General features: G+C 70.0%; 18 protein-coding genes. 9 read left to right on the forward strand and 9 right to left on the reverse strand.

Annotated elements, in window-relative coordinates; all coding sequences use genetic code 11:
• Window positions 1–746: 746 nt before the first annotated feature.
• A complete protein-coding gene (locus AB0K82_RS42655; RefSeq protein ID WP_364408885.1) occupies window positions 747–1,250 on the reverse strand; it encodes an ATP-binding protein in 504 nt (167 codons plus the stop codon).
• A 134-nt stretch (window positions 1,251–1,384) separates the two neighbouring features.
• Between AB0K82_RS42655 and AB0K82_RS42660 the strand changes: the two genes are divergently transcribed.
• The 3 genes from AB0K82_RS42660 (at window position 1,385) to AB0K82_RS42670 (ending at window position 3,062) form a co-directional block, all read left to right on the forward strand.
• Complete coding sequence (locus AB0K82_RS42660; RefSeq protein ID WP_364408888.1) at window positions 1,385–2,185, forward strand: DUF5753 domain-containing protein; 801 nt, start codon at window positions 1,385–1,387, stop codon at window positions 2,183–2,185.
• A complete protein-coding gene (locus AB0K82_RS42665; RefSeq protein WP_364408890.1) occupies window positions 2,186–2,284 on the forward strand; it encodes a DUF397 domain-containing protein in 99 nt (32 codons plus the stop codon). It abuts the gene before it with no gap.
• A gap of 166 nt (window positions 2,285–2,450) precedes the next feature.
• A complete protein-coding gene (locus AB0K82_RS42670; RefSeq protein WP_364408893.1) occupies window positions 2,451–3,062 on the forward strand; it encodes an amino acid transporter in 612 nt (203 codons plus the stop codon).
• A gap of 82 nt (window positions 3,063–3,144) precedes the next feature.
• Here AB0K82_RS42670 and AB0K82_RS42675 read toward each other — a convergent pair whose 3' ends face one another.
• Genes AB0K82_RS42675 through AB0K82_RS42695 form a run of 5 tightly spaced genes read right to left on the reverse strand, consistent with a single transcriptional unit; the run spans window position 3,145 to window position 8,380 of the window.
• The gene (locus tag AB0K82_RS42675) at window positions 3,145–4,464 is read right to left on the reverse strand and encodes a DegT/DnrJ/EryC1/StrS family aminotransferase (RefSeq protein ID WP_364408896.1); all 1,320 of its coding nucleotides are present in this window, start codon (window positions 4,462–4,464) and stop codon (window positions 3,145–3,147) included.
• Window positions 4,465–4,476: 12 nt separating this feature from the next.
• Window positions 4,477–5,496, reverse strand: a complete 1,020-nt coding sequence (locus tag AB0K82_RS42680) for a BtrH N-terminal domain-containing protein (protein ID WP_364408899.1) — start codon at window positions 5,494–5,496, stop codon at window positions 4,477–4,479.
• Window positions 5,493–6,092 (reverse strand): hypothetical protein, encoded by a 600-nt coding sequence (locus tag AB0K82_RS42685; protein ID WP_364408902.1) that lies wholly within the window; start codon window positions 6,090–6,092, stop codon window positions 5,493–5,495. The genes AB0K82_RS42680 and AB0K82_RS42685 overlap by 4 nt, the downstream gene beginning before the upstream one ends.
• Before the next feature lie 3 nt (window positions 6,093–6,095).
• Entirely contained in the window at window positions 6,096–7,040 is a 945-nt protein-coding gene (locus AB0K82_RS42690; RefSeq protein ID WP_364408905.1) for a GNAT family N-acetyltransferase, read from the reverse strand.
• Between the two features lie 5 nt (window positions 7,041–7,045).
• On the reverse strand, window positions 7,046–8,380 hold the full coding sequence (locus AB0K82_RS42695; RefSeq protein ID WP_364408908.1) for a M20/M25/M40 family metallo-hydrolase: 1,335 nt from the start codon (window positions 8,378–8,380) through the stop codon (window positions 7,046–7,048).
• 364 nt (window positions 8,381–8,744) lie between these two features.
• On the opposite strand from AB0K82_RS42695, the gene cysD reads away from it, so the two are divergent.
• Genes cysD through AB0K82_RS42710 form a run of 3 tightly spaced genes read left to right on the forward strand, consistent with a single transcriptional unit; the run spans window position 8,745 to window position 12,012 of the window.
• Window positions 8,745–9,656 carry a sulfate adenylyltransferase subunit CysD gene (gene cysD / locus AB0K82_RS42700; RefSeq protein ID WP_364408911.1) on the forward strand — a complete coding sequence of 304 codons (912 nt, stop codon included), beginning with the start codon at window positions 8,745–8,747 and terminating at the stop codon, window positions 9,654–9,656.
• Window positions 9,656–10,909, forward strand: coding sequence for a GTP-binding protein (locus AB0K82_RS42705; RefSeq protein ID WP_364408914.1), 1,254 nt, complete (start codon window positions 9,656–9,658; stop codon window positions 10,907–10,909). The genes cysD and AB0K82_RS42705 overlap by 1 nt, the downstream gene beginning before the upstream one ends.
• An 11-nt stretch (window positions 10,910–10,920) precedes the next feature.
• Window positions 10,921–12,012, forward strand: a complete 1,092-nt coding sequence (locus AB0K82_RS42710; protein WP_364408917.1) for a response regulator — start codon at window positions 10,921–10,923, stop codon at window positions 12,010–12,012.
• 106 nt (window positions 12,013–12,118) lie between these two features.
• Here the strand turns inward: AB0K82_RS42710 and AB0K82_RS42715 are convergent, their stop codons facing one another.
• Window positions 12,119–13,747 carry a PQQ-binding-like beta-propeller repeat protein gene (locus AB0K82_RS42715; RefSeq protein WP_364408919.1) on the reverse strand — a complete coding sequence of 543 codons (1,629 nt, stop codon included), beginning with the start codon at window positions 13,745–13,747 and terminating at the stop codon, window positions 12,119–12,121.
• Between the two features lie 241 nt (window positions 13,748–13,988).
• Between AB0K82_RS42715 and AB0K82_RS42720 the strand changes: the two genes are divergently transcribed.
• Window positions 13,989–15,623 carry an FAD-dependent oxidoreductase gene (locus AB0K82_RS42720; protein WP_364408921.1) on the forward strand — a complete coding sequence of 545 codons (1,635 nt, stop codon included), beginning with the start codon at window positions 13,989–13,991 and terminating at the stop codon, window positions 15,621–15,623.
• Between the two features lie 59 nt (window positions 15,624–15,682).
• On the forward strand, window positions 15,683–17,128 hold the full coding sequence (locus tag AB0K82_RS42725) for an ATP-binding protein (RefSeq protein ID WP_364408924.1): 1,446 nt from the start codon (window positions 15,683–15,685) through the stop codon (window positions 17,126–17,128).
• Window positions 17,129–17,150: 22 nt separating this feature from the next.
• Here AB0K82_RS42725 and AB0K82_RS42730 read toward each other — a convergent pair whose 3' ends face one another.
• Window positions 17,151–17,975 carry a hypothetical protein gene (locus AB0K82_RS42730; RefSeq protein ID WP_364408927.1) on the reverse strand — a complete coding sequence of 275 codons (825 nt, stop codon included), beginning with the start codon at window positions 17,973–17,975 and terminating at the stop codon, window positions 17,151–17,153.
• A gap of 71 nt (window positions 17,976–18,046) precedes the next feature.
• Here AB0K82_RS42730 and AB0K82_RS42735 point away from each other — a divergent pair, with 71 nt between their 5' ends.
• Window positions 18,047–18,883, forward strand: coding sequence for a 2,3,4,5-tetrahydropyridine-2,6-dicarboxylate N-succinyltransferase (locus AB0K82_RS42735; RefSeq protein ID WP_364408930.1), 837 nt, complete (start codon window positions 18,047–18,049; stop codon window positions 18,881–18,883).
• Window positions 18,884–18,945: 62 nt separating this feature from the next.
• On the opposite strand, the gene AB0K82_RS42740 is transcribed toward AB0K82_RS42735, so the two are convergent.
• Entirely contained in the window at window positions 18,946–19,776 is an 831-nt protein-coding gene (locus tag AB0K82_RS42740; RefSeq protein ID WP_364408933.1) for a lysozyme, read from the reverse strand.
• Between the last annotated feature and the right edge of the window lie 148 nt (window positions 19,777–19,924).

A 19,924-nucleotide genomic window follows, 5' to 3' on the forward strand; every position in this document is an offset into this window, starting at 1 on the left:
AGGGGCTGAGGCATGCAGACACCGTCACACACCCCACCCATCTCACGCAGAGGAATCGACCGATCACCAGAAGCGATCTAGGCATGTAGTACTAGCGGGTGTCGTTGAGGGCGCCGGAAAGCGCGCCGGCCGGGTGGCAACCAGGCCATCCCTCGGTCCGCTGTTCGAGGCGTACCGAATGCTCGGCAACCGCGATCCAGGAAAGGGCGAAAGCCTCCATGCCAGCACCACGGGCAGACCTTCACCGAGCGTTCCGCACGGCCCTGGACGTCGACCTCAGGGATGAAGCGAACAAAAGGCACGCCGGTGTCCGGAGGTAGGGAAACCTAAGGTCGCCCTCGGCTGTCGGGCCAGCCGCCCGCACCAACTCCACCCTGAGGGCGCCCGGCGGCACGGAGCCTTGCCGTCGGCGTTGACGGGACGAAGCGCGTGATCGGGACGAACCCCGGCCATGGCGGCGGCGAAGTGAGCACAGCGACGGCGAAGCAGGCACGACTGTGATGGGCTTCGCGTCATCGGCGCTGTCACGAACCCGGCGAACTCTCGTGGTCGCCTTAGGGGCGGTCGTCACCCATGGCTGGACATCGCTGAGTTGGGGGCGCCGGGCTGTCGGCGGAGCCGGTCATGATGCTCCTGCGTCTCGGCCCACGAGACCCCTTCGGCCTCTGCCGTGGGTACGAAGTTCATCTACCGGCGGGGTCGCCATCGTTGTGCTGGTCGAGAACCGGCCCGACAGAAACGCGTGTTCATCGGAGCTCCTTCCTGATAGCGCCCACGCTCCCGCGCGGGCGGGCCGTGACCACGGTGTGCTGGTACGCGCTCAGATCGATTTCTTCTGGCGGGATATCCACTGGCGTGTCCTTGTCTCTTATCGGGAGTGAGTAAACGATCTTCCCGTCGAACGCGTCAGCGGAGAACGAATGGCCGCAGATGACTGAAAGTCTGGCCACCATTTTGAGACCGCGTCCGGACTCGACAGAGGTGCTCTGAGCATGCCAAGTCGGCGGCTGCGGGGACTGGTCGCATACCTCGATCCAAGGCAGATCGTCGAACTCGCTGTAGACGAGGGTGAAGGGCTTGCCGGTGTGCCGAATCGCGTTGGTGACCAGCTCCGAGGTCACAACCAGCGAGTTTTCCAACCATTCCAAGCGGCCGCACACGGTGAGCTTCGCCTCCATCCACCTCCTGGCCTGCTTCGAGGCTCCGGGTATCGGGTACAGCCGGATCTTCTGGCGCGCTCGTGTCCGCATGTTGATCGCTCCGTTCTGATCGGCCTCGTTCCTGACCTGCCGTATCTCGCGTTCTAGCGAGAAGTGTGGACCTCTGTATCTGGCTGGAGCTACCCTTCCGGAAGCACTGGAAGGTTCAGAAGGGAGCGAGATCAATGGAAAAGAAGATCGATCCTGATTCCTCGATGTGGGATTGGCTCACGTACGACCTGCGCTTCCTCTGCAAGAAGTCCGATATGTCATACGCGGCGTTCGCGCGCCTGCTCAAGCGAAGCGACTCCAATGTTTCCAACATCATGGCTGGACGTCGCCGGATCGCCGACAGGGACGCCACGATCTTGGATGAGCATTTCGATACGGGTGGCCATTTCCGCAGGTTGCTGCGGTATGCGAGGCTGGGGCACGATCCCAACTGGTTCAAGCAGTACATCAGCATCGAGGCGGAAGCCTTGGTGATCAAGGCATATGAAGCGCTGACCGTGCCGGGCCTTCTTCAGGTTCCGGAGTACGCTCGCGCCCTCTTCACGGCAGGAGGGTCCACGAACGTTGACGCCCTCGTAGAGGAGCGGATCGCGCGACAGAAGATCCACGACAAGGACATACCTCCCCTGCTGTGGGTCTTAGTGACGGAGAGCGTAATCGACTGGCCCATAGGAGGTCCGGAGGTGATGCGCAAGCAGCTTGCTCACCTTCTGGACATGTCTGTCAATCCGCACATAGGGCTTAGGGTGATACCGCGCAGCGCGGGTGCACACGCGGGCGTAGACGGGAGCTTCAGCCTCATGTCTGGGGAGTTCGGCGACGTGGCATACACGGAGTCACCCGGCGGCGGAAGGTTGGTGCAGTCGATCAACGAGATACGCTCCTACGCCGTGCGTTATGACCGCATAGGCCAGGTGGCCTTGCCGGAACGCGCTTCTCGTGAACTCATTCAAGAAGCCATGGAGGCGTTGTAGATGGAGACTCTGGACGGCTGGAGAAAGAGCAGCCGGAGCGGCGCTCAGCAAGGAAACTGTGTAGAGGTCAAGCGGCTGGACGAAGAACAGCGCGCCTAGCACCCTCCCCGACCGGCCCCCTCTCGCCAGCGAGGGGGCCACTCATCGGCGTACCCATAGAAGCGCAGAGGCGCGTACAACTAGACGTGCAGAGATCTGAGACGCGCGACGATGCCCGCTGAGGGCATGGATCTGGTCCAGGTGAGCCGGGGGGATGAGCGCAGCCATGAGGTCGATCGTCGCACCGTACGGACGCTGGGAGCCAGTGACGCCCGCGCAGGTCGCTTCGCTCTTTTCGGCGATGCCGTGCCCGTGGTGGGTGGCCGGCGGATACGCGATCGAACTCGCCGTCGGCCACCGCGTGCGCGACCACGGCGACATCGACGTGATATTGCTGCGCCCGGATCAGCTTCACCTGCACGGCGCCCTGCGCGGCTGGGAGTGCTGGGCCGTCGAACCACCTGGGGTCCTGCGGCCCTGGGGACCCGCGGAGGTCCTGCCGCCAACAGTCCACGACATCTGGTGCCGTCCGGGGCCGGGTGAACCATGGCGGATCCAGGTGATGCTCGACGAGACGAGACAGGGCGAATGGACGTCGCGCCGCGACCCTGGCGTCCGCCGTTCCCTGGCCGGAGTCGGAGAGATCAGCCCGGACGGCATCCCCTACCTCGCACCCGAGATCCAGCTGTATTACAAGGCCAAACAGCCCCGGCCGAAAGACCAGACCGATTTCCTCGCGACCCTGCCCTTCCTCACCGCAGAGCGGCGACGCTGGCTGAGCGAAGCCTTGTCACGCAGCTTCGGTACGCACCCCTGGCAGGATCAGCTCACCTGTTGAACACGACTCGCAGGCACGATCCCTGGCGATCGCTGCGCTCTATCGGCTGTGATCGCCAGGGATCTTGACACCTCGCGGGCGGTCAGCCTTCCCACTCGGCGTCGGCTATCTCCTCGGCCTCGCGCCATGGGGGCCTGTAGTCCAGGGACTTCGCCTCGGCGGCGATGACGTCGCGGTGCTCCCAGAGCTTGGCGGCGGCGTCGGCGTACAGGTCGAGGAGCTGGCGGGCGTCCGGATGCAGGTGCGCCTTCTGGATGGTGAACGAACCGTCGATCACCCGCAGCGTGTTCGGATGGTCCTCGCCGCGGTACTTGCGGTCGACGCCCGGCAGCGGCGACTGGAACAGGCGCTGCGCCGGGAGGGGCATTAGCTGGTAGTGCGTCGCGGGCACGCCCTCGGCCCGCAGGGCGCGCATGACGACCGAGCGGAGCGGCCCGGTGAACTCCGGGCCGAGGCCGAAGGGCTCCGGGTCGACCCGGAACCGCAGGATGTGCCACACGTGGGTGCGGTCGTCCGGCGCGGTGGGGACGCGCAGCCAGGGCAGCTCCGCGAGCCGGCCGAGGAAGTGCCGGACGTTCTGGTCGCGCAGCTCCGACTCCCGCCCGAACCGCGTGAGCTGGCTCCGGGTGAAGGCGCACTGGATCGCGGCCGGCTTGTGATTCCAGCCGAGCAGGTGGGAGACGTAGCTGCGCGGCCCGCGGCGCGGGATCACCTCGCCGAACTGCCGCATCATCGTCGCCCGCCGGTACAGGTCGGCGTCGTCGGTCGTGACCAGGCCGCCCTCCCCGCAGGTGGCGAGGTTCTTGCTGACGTTCAGGCTGAAGGTGTTGATCGCGCCGAACGAGCCGGCCGGCCGGTCGTGGTAGCGCGCGCCGTGGGCCTGGGCGGCGTCCTCGATCAGCGTGAGGCCGTGCCGCTCGGCCACCGCCATGAGCTCGGTGAGGTCGGCGGGCAGCCCGTGCAGGTGGACCACGATGACGGCCTTGGTCCGCGGCGTCACGGCCGCCTCGACGGCCGCCGGGTCGACGTTGAACGTCACCGGGTCGATGTCGGCGAACACCGGGACGGCGAACACGTGCAGGGGCGCGATCGCGGAGGCGATGAAGCTCAGCGCGGGCACGATCACCTCGTCGCCCGGCCCGATCCCGGCCGCCGCGAGGGCGAGGGACAGCGCCGTGGTGCCGTTGTTGACGGCGACGCAGTGCCGGGTGCCGGTCTCCCGCGCCCACTCCCGTTCGAGCCCCGCGATCTCCTTCTCACCGGATGACGCGGTGGTGAAGCGGCCGCTCGCCAGCACGCGGCGTACGGCCTCCTCGTCGTCCTGGGTGACCACCGGCCACGTGGGGATACGGCGGTCACGCGGAACGGTCCGCGTGCCGCCGAGCATCGCGAGCTTGTCCATGGTCACTCCCGGTCATAGGTCGGCCAGCGCGGCCTCGGTCTGGTACAGGGCCTGCTCGGTCGCGCCGAGGATCGCGTCGTGCCGCCGGCGGAGCCGGCGGGGGGAGACGTCTCCCTTACGCGTGAGAGCGGCGGTGATGCGCAGGGCGGTCCAGTGGTGGGCGACGCGTTCCACGGCCCGGCCCAGTTCGCGGAGGGACGGCGCGTCGAGGCTCCGCCCGGAGTCGGTCAGCCAGTCGGCGTGCAGCGCGGTCGTGGCCAGCACCCCGCCGGCCACGACGAACAGCTCGTCGGCGATCTCGTCGCCGTTGACGAGCCGCTGCTCCATGCCGCGCAGGAAGCTCTCCAGGCCGGGCAGCCCCACGTGGTCGTCGCCGTCGTCGGGGGCGGTGAACCCGGCGAGGTTGCGCAGCAGGCGCGCGGTGACGACCTCCCGATCGACGGGCCGGAGCCGCGCGTGGTCCACCGTGACCTCGAGCCAGCGGTCCGCGATCGGGCTCTCGGCGAAGAACATGTCCCGGTCGTGCTGCGCCTCGTTGCCCGAGTGCCGGGCGGCGGTGAGGACCTCGATCGGCAGGTCGCCGTCGAAGCGCGGGGGGACCGTGTCGAGGACGCGGGCGGTCCGCTCCTCGTCGTCGAAGCCGTACACGATGACCAGGTGGTTGGCGTGCACGTCCTGGTACGCGGGCCGGAAGGGCAGCTCGAAGTTGTCCACCGCGACCGCGACGGGGGTGCCGGCGGCGACCTGGTCGCGGACCTCGGCCCAGCCGCGGTCGGCGTCTCCGGGCAGGTGCCACCGCGACGTGACCGGATGGTACGGGGCGATCGCGGACAGCAGGGAGGAGCCCGGCCGGCTCGGGTAGTAGTACTCCTCCTGCCGGAAGTCGCCCGGCGGGTAGTAGAAACCCCAGGCCGCGCCGAGCGCGTCGAGGGGCGGCACACCCTGGTGGGCGAGCAGCGTGGCGGCACAGGCGTGCAGGCAGCCCGCCAGATCGTGGCGCCAGGGCAGTACGCCGTCGAGGACGACCTTCACGGCGCGCTCACCTCCTCGGTCACGGGCAGCAGCGTCATGGCGAACACGTGGACGGCCGGGTTGTCGGGCAGCCGGATCGCGGTGAGCGGTGCCTCGCGGGGCACGGGCACCCGTTCCCGCCAGATCGCCGGGCCCATCCGTTCCTGCACGTGCCGGGGGTAGTGCAGGGTCTGGCACTGCAGCCCGTGGCGTTCGCCGAAGCGAGGGGCGGTCTCCGGCCAGAAGTCGGACACGCGCAGCCACTCCGGGTCGATCGCGCCGTCCGCGTAGTGCAGCAGGACGAAGTCCTCCGTACGGCGCTCGGCGGCGGCGACGAGGTAGACCCAGTCGTACCGGCCGTGGGGCACGGGCACGAGCTGGCCCGCGCAGCGCACGTTGTCCGCCCCCGAGGGACCGCGGTCGGGGAACCGGAACGGCACGCCGCCGAGCACGGTCGGCGCCTCGCCGGGCAGCTCCTCGGCCGGGAAGGTGTTACGCCAGATGTTGAAGGCGCCGCCGGACAGGTCGTCCCGCCCGGTGAGCCCGGTGTTGTCGAAGAAGGAGGACAGGTCGACCTGGGTCATCGACCCGGTCGTCTCCTGCCGAACGGACGTCAAGGGTCACCACCTCCAAGGGGAGATCTCTGCTTCGCGGCCCGGCGGCAGCCGCCAGAACGCGTGGTACTCGGGATGGACGGTGCGCGGGGCCACGTGCGCGGGCACCGAGGCGCGGACCGGTCCCGCGTACCGCACGTCGGCCCCCTCCTCGCCGATCCCGGCGAGGAGCTCGTGCGGGCCGGGCGCAAGCTCGGTGGGCAGGTCGACGCCCGCGAGCCGTACGGCGGGGACGCCGCTGCTCACCAGCCGGGCGCTCGCGGCGCGCACCGCCGCGGACACGTCGCCCGCGTCGTCGACGACTACGGCCCACAGCCCGGCGGGGTCGGTGAGCCAGCAGACGACCGGCGCGGCGGGCGGCGGCATGGCGGTCCAGGGGAAGGGGTCCGGCTCCCAGGGCGTCGCCGGGTCCCGCTCCATGGTCACCTCGGTGAGCGGCTTGTCGGGGCTGGGCCAGTGGGTGACCACCCGGTAGCCGAGCGCCGCGTAGAACGACGGCAGGCAGCGCTCGACGACGGCGTTCAGCCGGACCCGGGGGACCGCGGCGTCCCGCGCCGCGTCCTCGATGGCACGGAGCAGCCGGCGCGCCACGCCGCGCTTCTTGCCGGCCGGCGCGGTGGCGACGCGGCTGACCTCCCAGTACCCGGCCTCGTGCGCGTGGACGCGGGCCGCGCCCGCGGGGGTGCCGTCCGGCGTCAGCGCGAGCCAGACGCCGATCCCGGCCCGCAGCTCGTCGGCGACCTCGGCGGCGGTGTCCCGGGACCCGTCCGGCGGCGGCAGCCCGTGGATCGGGTCCGATCCGTCGTACGCCTGCCGCGTGATCACCGCGACCACGCCGGCCCACTTGCTGATCGTCACCTCGTCGCCGTCGAGCCGGACGAACTCCAGGCCGCCCGGGTCCGGCTCGAGGTCTCCTGCCGCCGTCATGGGCGGCCGCTTCAGGTCGCTCATCGCCGTCACCGGTAGCCGCGGAGCAGGTCGGCGAAGCAGGAGGCGCCGAACCGCAGCGCCTCGACCGGGACGCGCTCGTCCGGCCGGTGCAGCAGCCCCCGGTAGCCCGCGCCGGCGGGCAGCATGAGGGGCAGCCATCCGTAGCAGGCGATGCCGAGCCGGGGGAAGAGGCGGGCGTCGGTGGACGCGGTCGTGACCATCGGCACCGGGACCCCGTCCGGATCGGCGGCGCGCAGCACCGCGGTGAGCTGGTCGTAGAACGGGCCGAACTCCGGTTCCGGCATCGCCTCTCCCTCGACGATCACCTCGGCGTCGAGGTCGGCGCCGACGCGTTCGGACAGCGCCGCGACGAAGTCCGCCGCGCCGAAGCCGCCCGGGAGAGCGCGGCAGTCGAGCTCGACGGTCATCTCCTCCGGCAGGACGTTCGTCGCCGTACCGGCCCGGATGACCGTCGCGTTGACCGAGTGCCGCAGGATCGAGCGGAGGTACTGCGCGTCCGCCGTCGACAGCGCGCCGAGGGCGCTCTCGTCGGCCGGATCGGCGCGCAGCCGCTCGAAGACGGCGGCCTGCGACTCGGGCAGCGCGGCGCTCAGCTCGCGCAGCATCCGGTCGGCGGCCGGCGTGAGCACGGGCGGCAGGCCGCCGGGCCCGATCGCGTCCAGCAGGCGGGTCAACTGGCGCACCGGACTGTCGGGGAGCGCGACGCGGGACGCGTGCCCGCCGGGTCCGCGCAGCGTGATCCGCAGCCAGCAGGCGCGTTTCTCCGCGACGACGATGGGGTGGAGGCGTACGGCGCCGTCCAGTTCGAGGTCCGCTCCGCCGTCCTCGCCGACGGCGTACCGCATGCCGTCGAACAGTTCGGGGTGCCGGTCGACGAGGTACCGCGCGCCGACCGCGCTGCCCGCCTCCTCGTCGGGCACGACCGCGAGCAGTACGTCGCCGGCCGGCCGGACCCCCTCGGCGTGCAGGCGCAGCATCGCCGTGAGCATCATGGCGAGGCCGCCCTTCATGTCGAGCGAGCCGCGCCCCCAGACGTGACCGTCGCGGACGGCGCCGTCGAACGGCGGGTACGACCACTGCTGGTCCTTGGTGGGGACGACGTCGACGTGGGCGTGCATGAGCAGGCCCGGCGCCGCGCCGCGGCCCGGGAGCCGGATCAGCAGGTTCGGCCGGTCGGGCTGTGCGGCGACGAGGCGATGCGGCAGTCCGGCGTCGGCGGCGAGGCCGGCGACGAACTCCACGCACGCCGCCTCGTTCCCCGGAGGGTTCGTCGTGTCGTACCGGATCAGTCGTTGCGTGAGCGTCACCGGGTCGGCCGCCGTGTCGAGTCGATCAGGCATGCGTGACCCTTCGGTTGACCGAAAATGGCGGTGTACGGGCGCCGGAAAAGCGGTACCAACGCCGCTACCTGCGCCGTGTCGGGTGGGGACTAAGACGAGCCTAACGCCGAAACATCGTCGGCAAGGTCAGCCGCTTCGCGCCTTTTCGGGGAGATATTTGGACGCCGTGATGACGACGAATCACGGGTCTTGACGTACGTCTTTCCCGGTCGATCAAGATCAATGTCGCGGCCCGTGAACTGGGGTTACGGGCCGTATAAACAGCGGGTCGTCGGCAAAGTGAACATTTTGGGTATTGGTCGTGATTCGTGTTTATTTCGGCATTGCTGGGTACCTCGCTCCCGGGTCAATCCGTGGAGGGCCGATGGTCGAGAAAGATCTGCACCTGTCCCATCTCGAAGTACTGGAAGCGCAAGCGATCTTCGTGATGCGCGAGGTCGCCGCCGAACTGCAGAACCCCGCGATGCTGTTCTCCGGGGGCAAGGACTCCGCCGTCATGGCGCACCTGGCGCGCCGCGCGTTCTGGCCGGCGCCCGTGCCGTTCCCCGCGCTGCACGTGGACACCGGGCACAACTTCCCCGAGGTCATCGAGTACCGCGACAAGTTCCTCGCCGACCTCGGCATGCGGCTGGTCGTCGTCTCGATGCCGGAGATGATCAGCGATGGCCGGCTCACCGAGCCGCCCGGAACGGTCAGCCGCAACCGCCTGCAGGGCACCGCCCTGGTCGAGGCCGTCACCGAGCACCGCTTCGACGCCCTGCTCGGCGGCGGACGACGCGACGAGGAGAAGGCCCGCGCCAAGGAACGGATCTTCTCGCTGCGCGACGAGTTCGGGCAGTGGGACCCGCGCGACCAGCGGCCCGAGCTGTGGACCCTGCACAACGCCACGATCGCGCCGGGGGAGAACCTGCGCGTCTTCCCGCTGTCCAACTGGACCGAGGCCGACGTCTGGCAGTACATCGAGCGGTACGAGGTCGCGCTGCCGGCCCTCTACTACGCGCACCACCGGCCCGTCCTCACCCGCGACGGCATGCTGTTCGCGCAGAACCCCTTCCTCCCGCAGGAGGAGGGCGAGGAGGCGCGCGAGATGCGGGTGCGCTTCCGGACGGTCGGCGACATGACCTGCACCGGCGCGATCGAGAGCGACGCGAGCACCCCGGCCGAGGTGATCGAGGAGATGGCGCGTTCCCGGCTCAGCGAACGCGGCGCGACGCGCGCCGACGACCGGTTCGCCGAGTCCGCCATGGAGGACCGCAAGCGGGAGGGCTACTTCTGATGGAACTGCTCACCTTCGTGACCGCCGGCTCGGTCGACGACGGCAAGAGCACGCTGATCGGGCGTCTGCTCTACGACACCGAGTCCATCACCGAGGACCAGATCGAGGCGGTCGCCCGCTCCAGCACCCGCATGGGACTGGAGGAGACCAACCTCGCGCTGCTGACCGACGGCCTGCGCGCCGAGCGGGAACAGGGCATCACCATCGATGTCGCCTATCGCTATTTCAGCACGTCCCGCCGCAAGTTCATCATCGCCGACGCCCCCGGGCACGTGCAGTACACCCGGAACATGGTCTGCGGCGCCTCGGTCGCCGACCTCGCGCTGCTGCTCGTCGACGTCCGGGCCGGTCTCACCGAACAGACCCGGCGGCACGCCTTCCTGCTGTCGCTCCTCGGCGTCCCGCACTGGCTGATCGCGGTGAACAAGATGGACCTCGTCGACTACCGGCAGGCCGACTTCGACCGCCTGCGCGAGGAGTGCTCGCGGTTCATGACCCGCCTGCGGGTGCCCGACCTGGCGTTCATCCCCATCTCGGCGCTCCGCGGGGACAACGTGGTGACCGCCTCGGACACGATGGACTGGCACCACGGCGGCACGATCCTCGATCACCTGGAGACGGTGCACATCCGCTCCGACCGCAACATGGTGGACGCGCGGTTCCCGGTGCAGTACGTCGTGCGTCCGCGCTCGGACGACTTCCACGACTACCGGGGCTACGCCGGTCAGGTCGCCGGTGGCGTCTTCCGGCCGGGCGACGAGGTCCTGGTGCTGCCCAGCGGCATGAGCAGTCGCGTCGAGTCGATCGACACCGCCGAGGGCCCGATCGACGAGGCGTTCCCGCCCATGTCGGTGACGCTCCGGCTGGCCGACGACCTGGACGTCGCCCGCGGCGACCTCATCTGCCGGCCGGGGAACCATCCCGTGGTCACGCAGGACGTGGACGCGATGGTCTCCTGGATGGACAACACGCCCGTGCGGCCGGGCGCGCGCCTGGTCCTGAAGCACACGAGCCGCAGCGTCCGCGCCCAGCTCCGCGAGATCGTCTACCGGGTCGACGTGAACTCCCTGCACCGCCAGAACACCGACTCGCTCGGTGCGAACGACATCGGCCGGATCAAACTGCGCACGGCGCAGCCGATCATGTGCGACGACTACGCCAGGAATCGCACCACCGGCAGCTTCATCCTCCTCGACCCGAACACGAACCGCACGGTCGCCGGCGGGATGGTCGACACCCGAACCCAGGACTGAGGGAAGAATTCATGCGTGTACTGGTCTGTGACCGGCTGTCGATCGTCAGACATGGGCTGTCCGCCCTGCTCGCGGCCGAAGAGGACATCGAAGTGATCGACGAGACCGGCAGCGGCATCGACGCCATGGTCCTCGCGCGGCGGCACCAGCCCCACGTGGTGGTCACCGGGCTGGCACTGGACGGCATCTCCGGCCTCGAGCTCGTACGGCGGCTCAACCAGGAGGACCTCGACCCGAAGCCGCGGGTCGTCGTCCTGTCGATGATGGAGAACGAGGACACCATCTCCCGGGTCCTGCACGCGGGAGCGAACGGCCTGCTGGTCAAGGAGGTCACCCGCGAGCAATTGGGCTCGGCGGTGCGCGCCGCGGCCGACGGCCAGACCATGCTGGCCCCCCAGGTCGCGACCCGGCTGGTGGACTGGTTCCGCCGCCAGGAGGCGCCGACGGAGACCCCTCTGCAGTCCGAGGTCGAGTCGCTCACCGCGCGCGAACGCGAGGTGCTCACCCTGTTCGCGCGGGGACTGTCGATCGAGGAGGTGGCCAGCGAGCTGTTCATCGGCACCACCACCGTACGGACCCACGTCTACCGGCTGCGCTGCAAGCTGGGCCTGAAGGACCGGGCGCAGCTCGTCTCGTTCGCCTACCGCGCCGGCCTGATGCAGGAGGCCCGGCGCCTGGGGCCGGGAGGGAGCGACCGCCCACCGGCCGTCCGCCCACCGGCCGATGGCTCGAGCGGCCGTCGTACCGTGCCCGGAGCCGACCGGAAGAGCCGCCCGCCGGTGGACGGGCCGGCCCGGAGGACCCCGGCGAACGGGCGGGTGGCGAACGGCCGGCCCCCGGTGGACGGGCAGGGCCGGGGCGCGTCGGTGAACCGGCGGCCCATGAACGGCCGTCCGTCCCACGACGGCTCACCCGGGAGCGGGCTGGTGGGCGGCCGGAGCGCGAACGGTCGCCCGGTCGTGGACGGAGCGGGCCGGGGCGCGTCGGTGAACGGCCGGAACGGTACCGGCCGTCCGCCGGCCGACGGCCGGTCCGCCGACGCGCGGCGCTTCGACGCGGACACGACGGAACGCTCCACCGGGGCCACGCGGACGCGGACGTGACCGAACGCTCCGCCAGGGTCCTCCGTACGACGGGACCGGGCGGCGGCGCGGCGGACCGGTTCCCGGTCCGTCCGCGCCGCCGCCCGATCGTTCAGGGGCACGTCGGTCAGCGCCCCGGCAGCCCGAAGACGTAGAACGTCGTGCCGGGGGTGGCCCACTTGGCCGTGTAGCCGTTCCCCCAGTAGACGAGCCCGTTCACGACGGCCGGACCGGCGAGTGACGAGCCCTGGCCCTTCCGGTCCCACAGGACCTTCCCGGTGGCCGCGTCCAGGGCGTACATGTGGCCGGTCGTCGAACCGGCGTACAGCACGCCGTTCGCGATGGTGAGCGGCGCCTTGTCGTGGCCCTTCGACGGATCGGCGATCTGCCAGACGAGCTTTCCGGTCAGAGCGTCGAGCGCGGAGAAGGAGCCGTAGTCGATCGTCTTGCCGTTCGGCAGCTTGTACGGGTGGGAGTCGGCGTTGGACTCGGCGACGTAGACGCGCTTGCCGTCGGTCGCGCTGCCCCACTGGATGCCGCCCTGCTGCCCGCTCGGGCCGGGGGCCGCGCTCCAGAGGATCTTGCCGGTGGCGCCGTCGAGCTGCCAGTAGATGCCGCTCTTCTGTCCGGCTCCGACCAGCACCCGCTGCTTCCCGTGGTCGTTGACGACCGAGATGTGCGCGCCGTCGCCGAAGTCGGCGTCCGGGCCGTGGTCGGGTTTGCAGTTGTTCGGCGGTGCGCCGGGTAGGCACCCGGAGTTCCAGTCGTCGAACATCTTCGCGCCGGTCGACCACCGGATCTTCCCGGTGCGCAGGTCCACGGCGATGATCGAGTCGATGCGGTTCTCCGAGGAGAAGCACTTCTCCGGCGTGCCGCCGGCCTTGCGGCATTTCTCCACGCTGGCGGGGACGGCGTAGTTGTTCCCGGTGGTGATGACGACCGTCTTGTTCACCGGGTCGATGGCGGGGGTGCCGCTCCAGATCGCCGCACCGCTGTAGCCGCCGGTCGTCCCGCCGTTCGGCGGCTGGAAGTACGTCCGCCACAGCACCTTGTGGGTGCGCTCGCTGATCGCGACCAGGTTGCCGCGGAACTTGCAGCACTGATAGTTCGGCGCGGCCGCCTGGTCCTCCTCGCCCGAGGCGATGCCCTCGTAGATGACGCCGTCGTGGACGAGCGGCGACTGGGTGAGCCAGGCCGCGAACTGCTTGTCCAGGACGAGCTTCCAGCGCAGCTTGCCCGTGGCGGTGTCGACGGCGAGCAGCCGGGCGGCGTCGGCGGTGACCGGCGGCGCCGAGCCGGTGGCGTGCAGGCCGTAGTGGTCGCCGATGTAGACGGTGTCGCCGGAGACGGCGGGGCTGGTCCGGGAGAAGCTCTTCTGGTCTCCGGTGTACTCCGACACCTTGTGCGACCAGATCACCCGGCCGGTCCGGGCGTCGTACTTGGTGAAGTACCCCCCGAAGTCCGGCACGTAGATCGCTCCGCCGACGACCGCGGGGGTCGCCGAGACGTCCCCGTGCATGGTCGCCGTCCAGCGCGTCGTCAGCCGGGACGCGTTGGAGGCGTTGATCTGGTGCTCGTACGGGTTGCCGTGCGTGTCGTAGATGTTCTGGCCGCCGGACGGCCACTCGCCCGCGGTCCGCTGCGGCACGGCGGCGTCGTGCGCCGAGACATCAGAGGCGGAATGGGTGTCATGGGAGGTGCACGCCACCGCACCTGCCAGCGCACCGACGACCAGGAATGCCCCGGCCAGTGCCACCCACAGTCTTTGCAAAGGTCTTCCCGCTGGAAATCGCATAAGCTCCCTCCTTGACGGCTCATCCACGGTAACCGGCCGAAAATGGCATGCTCCGAGCGGCGCCGATATTCGTCATCCGGATGACCGGTGGGTAATCAAGGCGATGAGGTGGCCGCGTCGGATAATCGGTCCGACGAATCCCGGATGACAATTAATGCGATTCGTTAAAGTGGAGGCGCCGAGCGATTATCGTCCCCAGCCGATGGGCAATCGGCCGGAGGGCGTCATGGGGAGTGCGGTCACCAGAAGATCATTCCTGCGGGCCGTCGGCATCGCCGGCGGTGCCGGAGTCCTGTTCGAGACGATGGGCGCGCTCGGCCTGGCGCCGACGGCGGCGGACGCGGCGGGACGCCCGTTCGTCCCGCCGAGCCGCGCGGATTTCGCGCTGTCGGGCCGCAAGGCCCCGAAGGTCGTGATCCTGGGCGGCGGCATCGCCGGGCTCGCCACCGCGTACGAACTGGGCAAGGCGGGATACGACTGCCACATCCTGGAGGCGAAGAACCGTCCCGGCGGACGCAATTGGACGGTCCGCGGCGGCACCGTCGAACGCGAACTGGACGGTTACGAACAGCGCGCCACGTTCGCTCCCGGGCTTTATATGAACGCCGGTCCGGCACGGATCGCGCAGTTCATGTTGACGCTCGACTACTGCCGCGAACTCGGTGTCGCGATCGAGCCGTTCGTCAATCAGAATGCCGACGCCTACGTCTATTACCAGGACGCCGGGCCGATGTCCGACGTCCGGACGACGGACCGCGCCGTCAAGGCCGACACGTACGGCTACATCAGCGAGCTGCTGGCCAAGGCCACCAGCCAGGGCGCGCTCGACGCGGAGCTGTCCGCCGACGACAAGGACCGGCTGATGACGTTCCTCGAGGACTTCGGCGCCCTCACCCACACGGGCGGCGAGTGGAGGTACACCGGCACCGACCGCCGCGGATACTCGGTCCTGCCGGATGCGGCCGACCATCCGGGCACGGTCCTCGGGCCGCCGCCGTCCCTGCACAACGTGCTCGCCTCCCGGCTCGGCCGGAACCTGTCGTTCGAACTCGGCTGGGACCAGGCGATGATGATGTTCCAGCCGGTCGGCGGCATGGACCGCATCCCGTACGCCCTCGCCGACCGCATCGGCGGGCACCGCATCGAGTACCAGGCCGAGGTCCTGGAGGTGACGGACCAGCCGGACGCCGTCCACGTGCGGTACCGCGACGCGAAGGGCCGGCAGCGGATGGCGCAGGGCGACTACTGCGTGGCGACCCTGCCCGCCTATCTCATGGCGCGGATCCCCACGAACCTGGGCGCGGCGGTGAAGGCGGCCCTGGAGTACCCGACCCGGGTCCACGTCGGCAAGCTGGGCCTGGAGTACCGGCGGCGGTGGTGGGAGGAGGACGACCGCATCTACGGCGGGATCACCAACACCGACCTGGACATCAGCCAGATCTGGTACCCCTCCCACGGGTACCACGGCAAGGGCGGCGTCCTGCTCGGCTACTACACGCAGGGGCCGGGCACCGACGCCTTCGACCGGATGTCGCCGCCGGACCGGATCAAGCACGCCCTCGCCCAGGGCGTGAAGATTCACGGCCCGAAGTACGCGAAGGAGGTCGTCTCGGCGTTCGCCGTGGCGTGGGACCGCATCCCGCACATCGAGACCGGGTGGGTCGCCTGGCCGTCCTGGACGAGCGGCCAGTACGACCTGCTGAATCAGCCGCACGGCCGCGTGTACTTCGCCGGCGAGTGGCTGACGCGCTTCATGGGCTGGCAGGCGGGCGCGTTCCTGTCCGCCCGCTACGTCGTCAGCGAGATCCACCAGCGCGCCCTCGCCGCCCCACGCTAGGCGCGGTCTCTCTTGGTAGATTGAATCTACGTAGATTCGATCTACATAGGGAGGCGCTCGTGCGGTTCATCGGCAGGAAGGCCGAGCTGGCCCTGCTCGCCAAGCGGCTCGAACGCGTCACGGCTTCGGGATCCGGAGTCGCACTCGCCGTGCGGGGACGGAGACAGGTGGGCAAGTCCCGCCTGGTCCAGGAGTTCTGCGACCGGTCGGGAGTGCCCTACGTCTTCGCGACCGCGACCAAGGGCGCTTCGCCGGTCGAGGCGGTGGCTTCTTTCTTGAGCGATCTACGCGAGTCGACGTTGCCCGCACAGCCGGAGTTGATTCCGGAGCTCGGCACGGGAAGCTGGCCGGACGCCTTCCGCGTGCTCGCTTCGGTCCTGCCGGACCGGCCTTCCGCGGTGGTGCTCGACGAGGTGCCCTGGCTGGCCGAACAGGACGGCCTCTTCGACGGGGCGTTGCAGACCGCTTGGGACCGGCTCCTGTCCGCCAAGCCGGTGCTGTTGTTGCTGCTCGGAAGCGACCTGCACATGATGGAACGGCTCACCGCCTACGACAGGCCGTTCTTCGGACGGGCGGACAACCTGGTGCTCGGGCCGCTCAACCCCGCCGACGTCGGACAGGCCCTCGGATTGGACGCGGCTGACGCGATCGATGCCCACCTGGTGTCCGGTGGCCTGCCGGGCATCATCCGGTCCTGGCCCGTGGGCATGCCCGCGTTGGACTTCCTGCGGCAGGAGGCCGCCGACCCCGCGGCCCCGGTGTTCAGCGTGCCGGAGGCCGCGCTGATGGCCGATTTCCCCGGCCCGGACACCTCGCGTCGAGTGCTGGAGGCGGTCGGGGCCGGAGACCGTACTCACGCGAACATCGCCGCTACGGCCGGCAGCAGGGAAGGCGCGCTGCCGTCGGGGACGCTGTCCCCGTTGCTGCGCCGGCTCACGCTGGAGAAGCAGATACTCGCCGTCGACGAGCCCCTGTCCGCGGTGCCCGGCAAACCGACCCTGTACCGGGTGGCGGACAGCAGCCTGCGGCTGTACCTGGGAATCCTGCGCGTCGTGCAGGAACAGGCTCGGCGGGGACGCCCGGAAGCGGGAATTCGCGTGATCGAGCGTCGCTGGACGGCCTGGCGCGGTCGCGCCGTCGAACCGTTGGTCCGGCAGTCTCTCGAACTCGCCGCGCTGTCCGGAACGCTGCCGTGGACGGACGTGGAGGCGGTCGGCGGCTGGTGGAACCGCCGATTCGACCCGGAGGTCGACCTCGTCGGCGCCGACCGGGCACCGGTCGCGGGCACCGTCTTCTTCGCGGGGTCGGTCAAGTGGCTGACGAGCCCCTTCGACGGTCACGATCTCGCGGCGGTGCGACGCGCGGTCGTCCAGATCCCGGGATACGAACCGGCGCTGACCGGCCTGGTCGTCGCCTCCCTCAACGGGCTCGGCGAGGACGTCGAGGAGCGATCCGTCGACCTGCTGTGGGGCCCTGAGGACGTCATCGGGGCCTGGGGCGGATGAGGCGCGACCGGCGACGCCGGGCTCAGTTGATCAGGACGCGGTCCGTGGGGGCGTCGGTGTCCTTGGTCCAGCCGTCGTGGCCCTGCGCCGACCGCCAGCGCCGGCCGGCGTACCGCACCTCGTGGATGCCGTACGGCTGGGCGTGCGCGACCATCCAGGTCGCGATCGTCCACCCGCTGCGGGCGTTGGCCGCGGTGATCCCGTCGCCGGTGTCCTTGCGCTTGAGCGTCTTGCGCAGGGTGTCGAGGGCCTGCGCCGACTGGTCCTGCTTCTTGCGCTTGTTCGGCGGGTACCAGCAGCGTACGGCGCCGGGCACGCGTCCGGTGTAGGCCGCGGCCATGATCCGGGCGTCCTCCTCGTGCCGGGCGTACGCCTTGCCGTCGGCGCTGCGCTGCACCCGCTGGGCCGCGTCGTGGACGGGCAGCCCGGTGTAGTCCTTGACCTTGACGAGCGCGCTGAAGAACCGGTTCGCGGCGTAGACCGGGTCCTTCAGCTGGGCGGACGTACCCCAGCCCTGCGACGGGCGCTGCTGGAAGAGGCCGACGGAGTCGCGGTCGCCGCTCTCGAGGTTGCGCAGGTGCGACTCCTGCAGCGCCGTCGCGTACGCGATGACGACGGCCTCTTCGGGGAGCTTCTTGCGCAGCGCCACGGCGGCGATCGTGGCGGCGTTGGCGGCCTGGTCGAGGTCGAGCGGCATGACTCCGGTGCTCGTACGGGCCTCGCAGTTGGTGCCGTGGAGATACGGACGGAAGTGGACGTACAGCGCGACACCGCCGCCGACGATGACCAGCGTGGTGACCAACGCGATGACGGCCAGCCGCAGCCGCCTTCCACTCGTCCGACTCACGGGCACGAAGGTACCCGTTCCTTACACCCTGCCGGACATTCATCGACGGTGCCGCCGCTATTCTCACCGGCATGACCGACACGTTCACCAGCCCGATCTCAAGCGTCATCGATGAACTGTGGGAGCGCCGGGCCGACCTGAGCCCCGAGGACACCGACGCCCGATCCGCCATCGTGGGCGCGGTCGATCTGATCGACGCCGGGCAGGCGCGTGTGGCGTTCGTCGACGAGTCCACCGACGAGGTGGTCGTCGACGAGCGCGCCAAGCGGGCGATTCTGCTGAGCTTCAAGGTGCTGGGCATGGCCCGCGCGCAGGTGGGCGACTTCCACTACCACGACCGGATTCCGCTGAAGACCCGTCTCGACGGGGTGCGCGTCGTTCCCGGCGCCATCGCCCGCTGGGGCTCCTACCTCGCGCCGGGCGTGGTCCTCATGCCGTCGTTCACGAACATCGGGGCGTACGTCGACTCCGGCACGATGGTCGACACCTGGGCGACCGTCGGGTCCTGCGCGCAGATCGGCAAGAACGTCCACCTGTCCGGTGGCGTCGGCATCGGCGGCGTGCTCGAGCCGCCGAACGCCAAGCCCGTCATCATCGAGGACGAGGCCATGATCGGCAGCCGCTCGATGATCGTCGAGGGCGCCCGCGTGGGCAAGGGCGCGGTCGTCGGCTCCGGGACGAACCTCTCCGCCTCGATGCCGGTCATCGACGTGCAGACCGGCGAGGAGCTCGGCCGCGGTCGCATCCCCGACTGGTGCGTCGCGGTCGGCGGCACGCGGCTGAAGGAGTTCCCCGGCGGCACCTTCGGGATGCCCGCCGTGCTGGTGATCAAGCGTCTCGAGCCCGGTGTGCGGCACGACAAGTCGCAGCTCAACGACGTCCTGCGGGACCACGGCCTGAGCGCCTGACCCGCATTCCGCTGAACGCGCGAGGTGCCGGGGCTCGGCCCCGGCACCTCGGTCGGTTTTGATCAGGTGTTGTTGGCGAGGGCGAGCAGGCGCGACGCGTCACCGTTGAAGGTGTCCTGGTCACCCGGGAACGTGCCGCTGTCGGCGTACTGCCAGATGGTGTAGAAGCTCCAGCCGTACGGCAGGGTTCCGGCCGAACTGCTGTACTTCGCGATCCACAGCGGGCTGTTCGTCGCGAAGGTCGCGTCGTTGTTGCCGGTGCACGAGGTCCACCAGTCGAGGGTCGTGTAGATGACCGCCCACCGGCCGGTCTTGGCGTGGTACTCGTTGAGGAACGCGTGGATCCAGCTCTTCATCGAGGCCTGGCTCAGGCCGTAGCACGTGGCCCCGTACGGGTTGTACTCGATGTCGAGCGCGCCGGGCAGCGTCTGGTTGTCCTTGGACCAGCCGCCGCCGTGGGCGGCGAAGTAGTCGGCCTGCGCCGCGCCGCTCGAGGTGTTCGGCGTGGCGAAGTGGTAGGCGCCGCGGATCAGGCCGGCGTTGTAGGACCCGACGTACTGCTGCGAGAAGTACGGGTTCTGGTACGACGTGCCCTCGGTGGCCTTGACGTAGGCGAACTTGGCGCCGTTGCTCTTCACCGTGCTCCAGCCGACGTTGCCCTGATGGCTGGAGACGTCGAGGCCGGGGAGCCCGGCGACCAGCGGGCTGACCGTGCCGTCGGAGGTGCTCCGGGCGGCGAGACCCGAGCCGGCGTGGTCCTTGTCGGGGTGGGTGATCGGGTTCGGCGACGCGCCGGCCGCGGGCGCGGCGGCGAGGACGCCTCCGGCGACGGCGAGCGCGGCGAACGCCGTGGTCAGCCTGCGGGCGATGCGGTGGCGGGGGGACGGGGCCACGGATTCCTCCTGGGGATCGGGAGTGGCGGGGGTGGGACTGCCGTGCGGACGGGTGGACTCGGGCGGCCGGGGGCGGAGTCCAGGATCAGGCCCGTCACCGCGACCGCGATGAACACCGCGTCGACGGAGGCGCGCCCCTCCTCCATCC

Source organism: Actinoallomurus sp. NPDC052274 (assembly GCF_040679475.1).
Lineage (GTDB): Bacteria > Actinomycetota > Actinomycetes > Streptosporangiales > Streptosporangiaceae > Actinoallomurus > Actinoallomurus liliacearum.

Excerpts from the sequence above, each read along its gene's own strand:
- AB0K82_RS42690 (WP_364408905.1), bottom strand. The coding sequence starts at position 7,040 with ATGAGCGACCTGAAGCGGCCGCCCATGACGGCGGCAGGAGACCTCGAG.
- AB0K82_RS42665 (WP_364408890.1), top strand. The coding sequence starts at position 2,186 with ATGGAGACTCTGGACGGCTGGAGAAAGAGCAGCCGGAGCGGCGCTCAG.
- AB0K82_RS42670 (WP_364408893.1), top strand. The coding sequence starts at position 2,451 with ATGAGGTCGATCGTCGCACCGTACGGACGCTGGGAGCCAGTGACGCCC.
- AB0K82_RS42735 (WP_364408930.1), top strand. The coding sequence starts at position 18,047 with ATGACCGACACGTTCACCAGCCCGATCTCAAGCGTCATCGATGAACTG.
- AB0K82_RS42655 (WP_364408885.1), bottom strand. The coding sequence starts at position 1,250 with ATGCGGACACGAGCGCGCCAGAAGATCCGGCTGTACCCGATACCCGGA.
- AB0K82_RS42705 (WP_364408914.1), top strand. The coding sequence starts at position 9,656 with ATGGAACTGCTCACCTTCGTGACCGCCGGCTCGGTCGACGACGGCAAG.
- AB0K82_RS42695 (WP_364408908.1), bottom strand. The coding sequence starts at position 8,380 with ATGCCTGATCGACTCGACACGGCGGCCGACCCGGTGACGCTCACGCAA.
- AB0K82_RS42720 (WP_364408921.1), top strand. The coding sequence starts at position 13,989 with ATGGGCAATCGGCCGGAGGGCGTCATGGGGAGTGCGGTCACCAGAAGA.
- AB0K82_RS42710 (WP_364408917.1), top strand. The coding sequence starts at position 10,921 with ATGCGTGTACTGGTCTGTGACCGGCTGTCGATCGTCAGACATGGGCTG.
- AB0K82_RS42675 (WP_364408896.1), bottom strand. The coding sequence starts at position 4,464 with ATGGACAAGCTCGCGATGCTCGGCGGCACGCGGACCGTTCCGCGTGAC.
- AB0K82_RS42660 (WP_364408888.1), top strand. The coding sequence starts at position 1,385 with ATGGAAAAGAAGATCGATCCTGATTCCTCGATGTGGGATTGGCTCACG.
- cysD (WP_364408911.1), top strand. The coding sequence starts at position 8,745 with ATGGTCGAGAAAGATCTGCACCTGTCCCATCTCGAAGTACTGGAAGCG.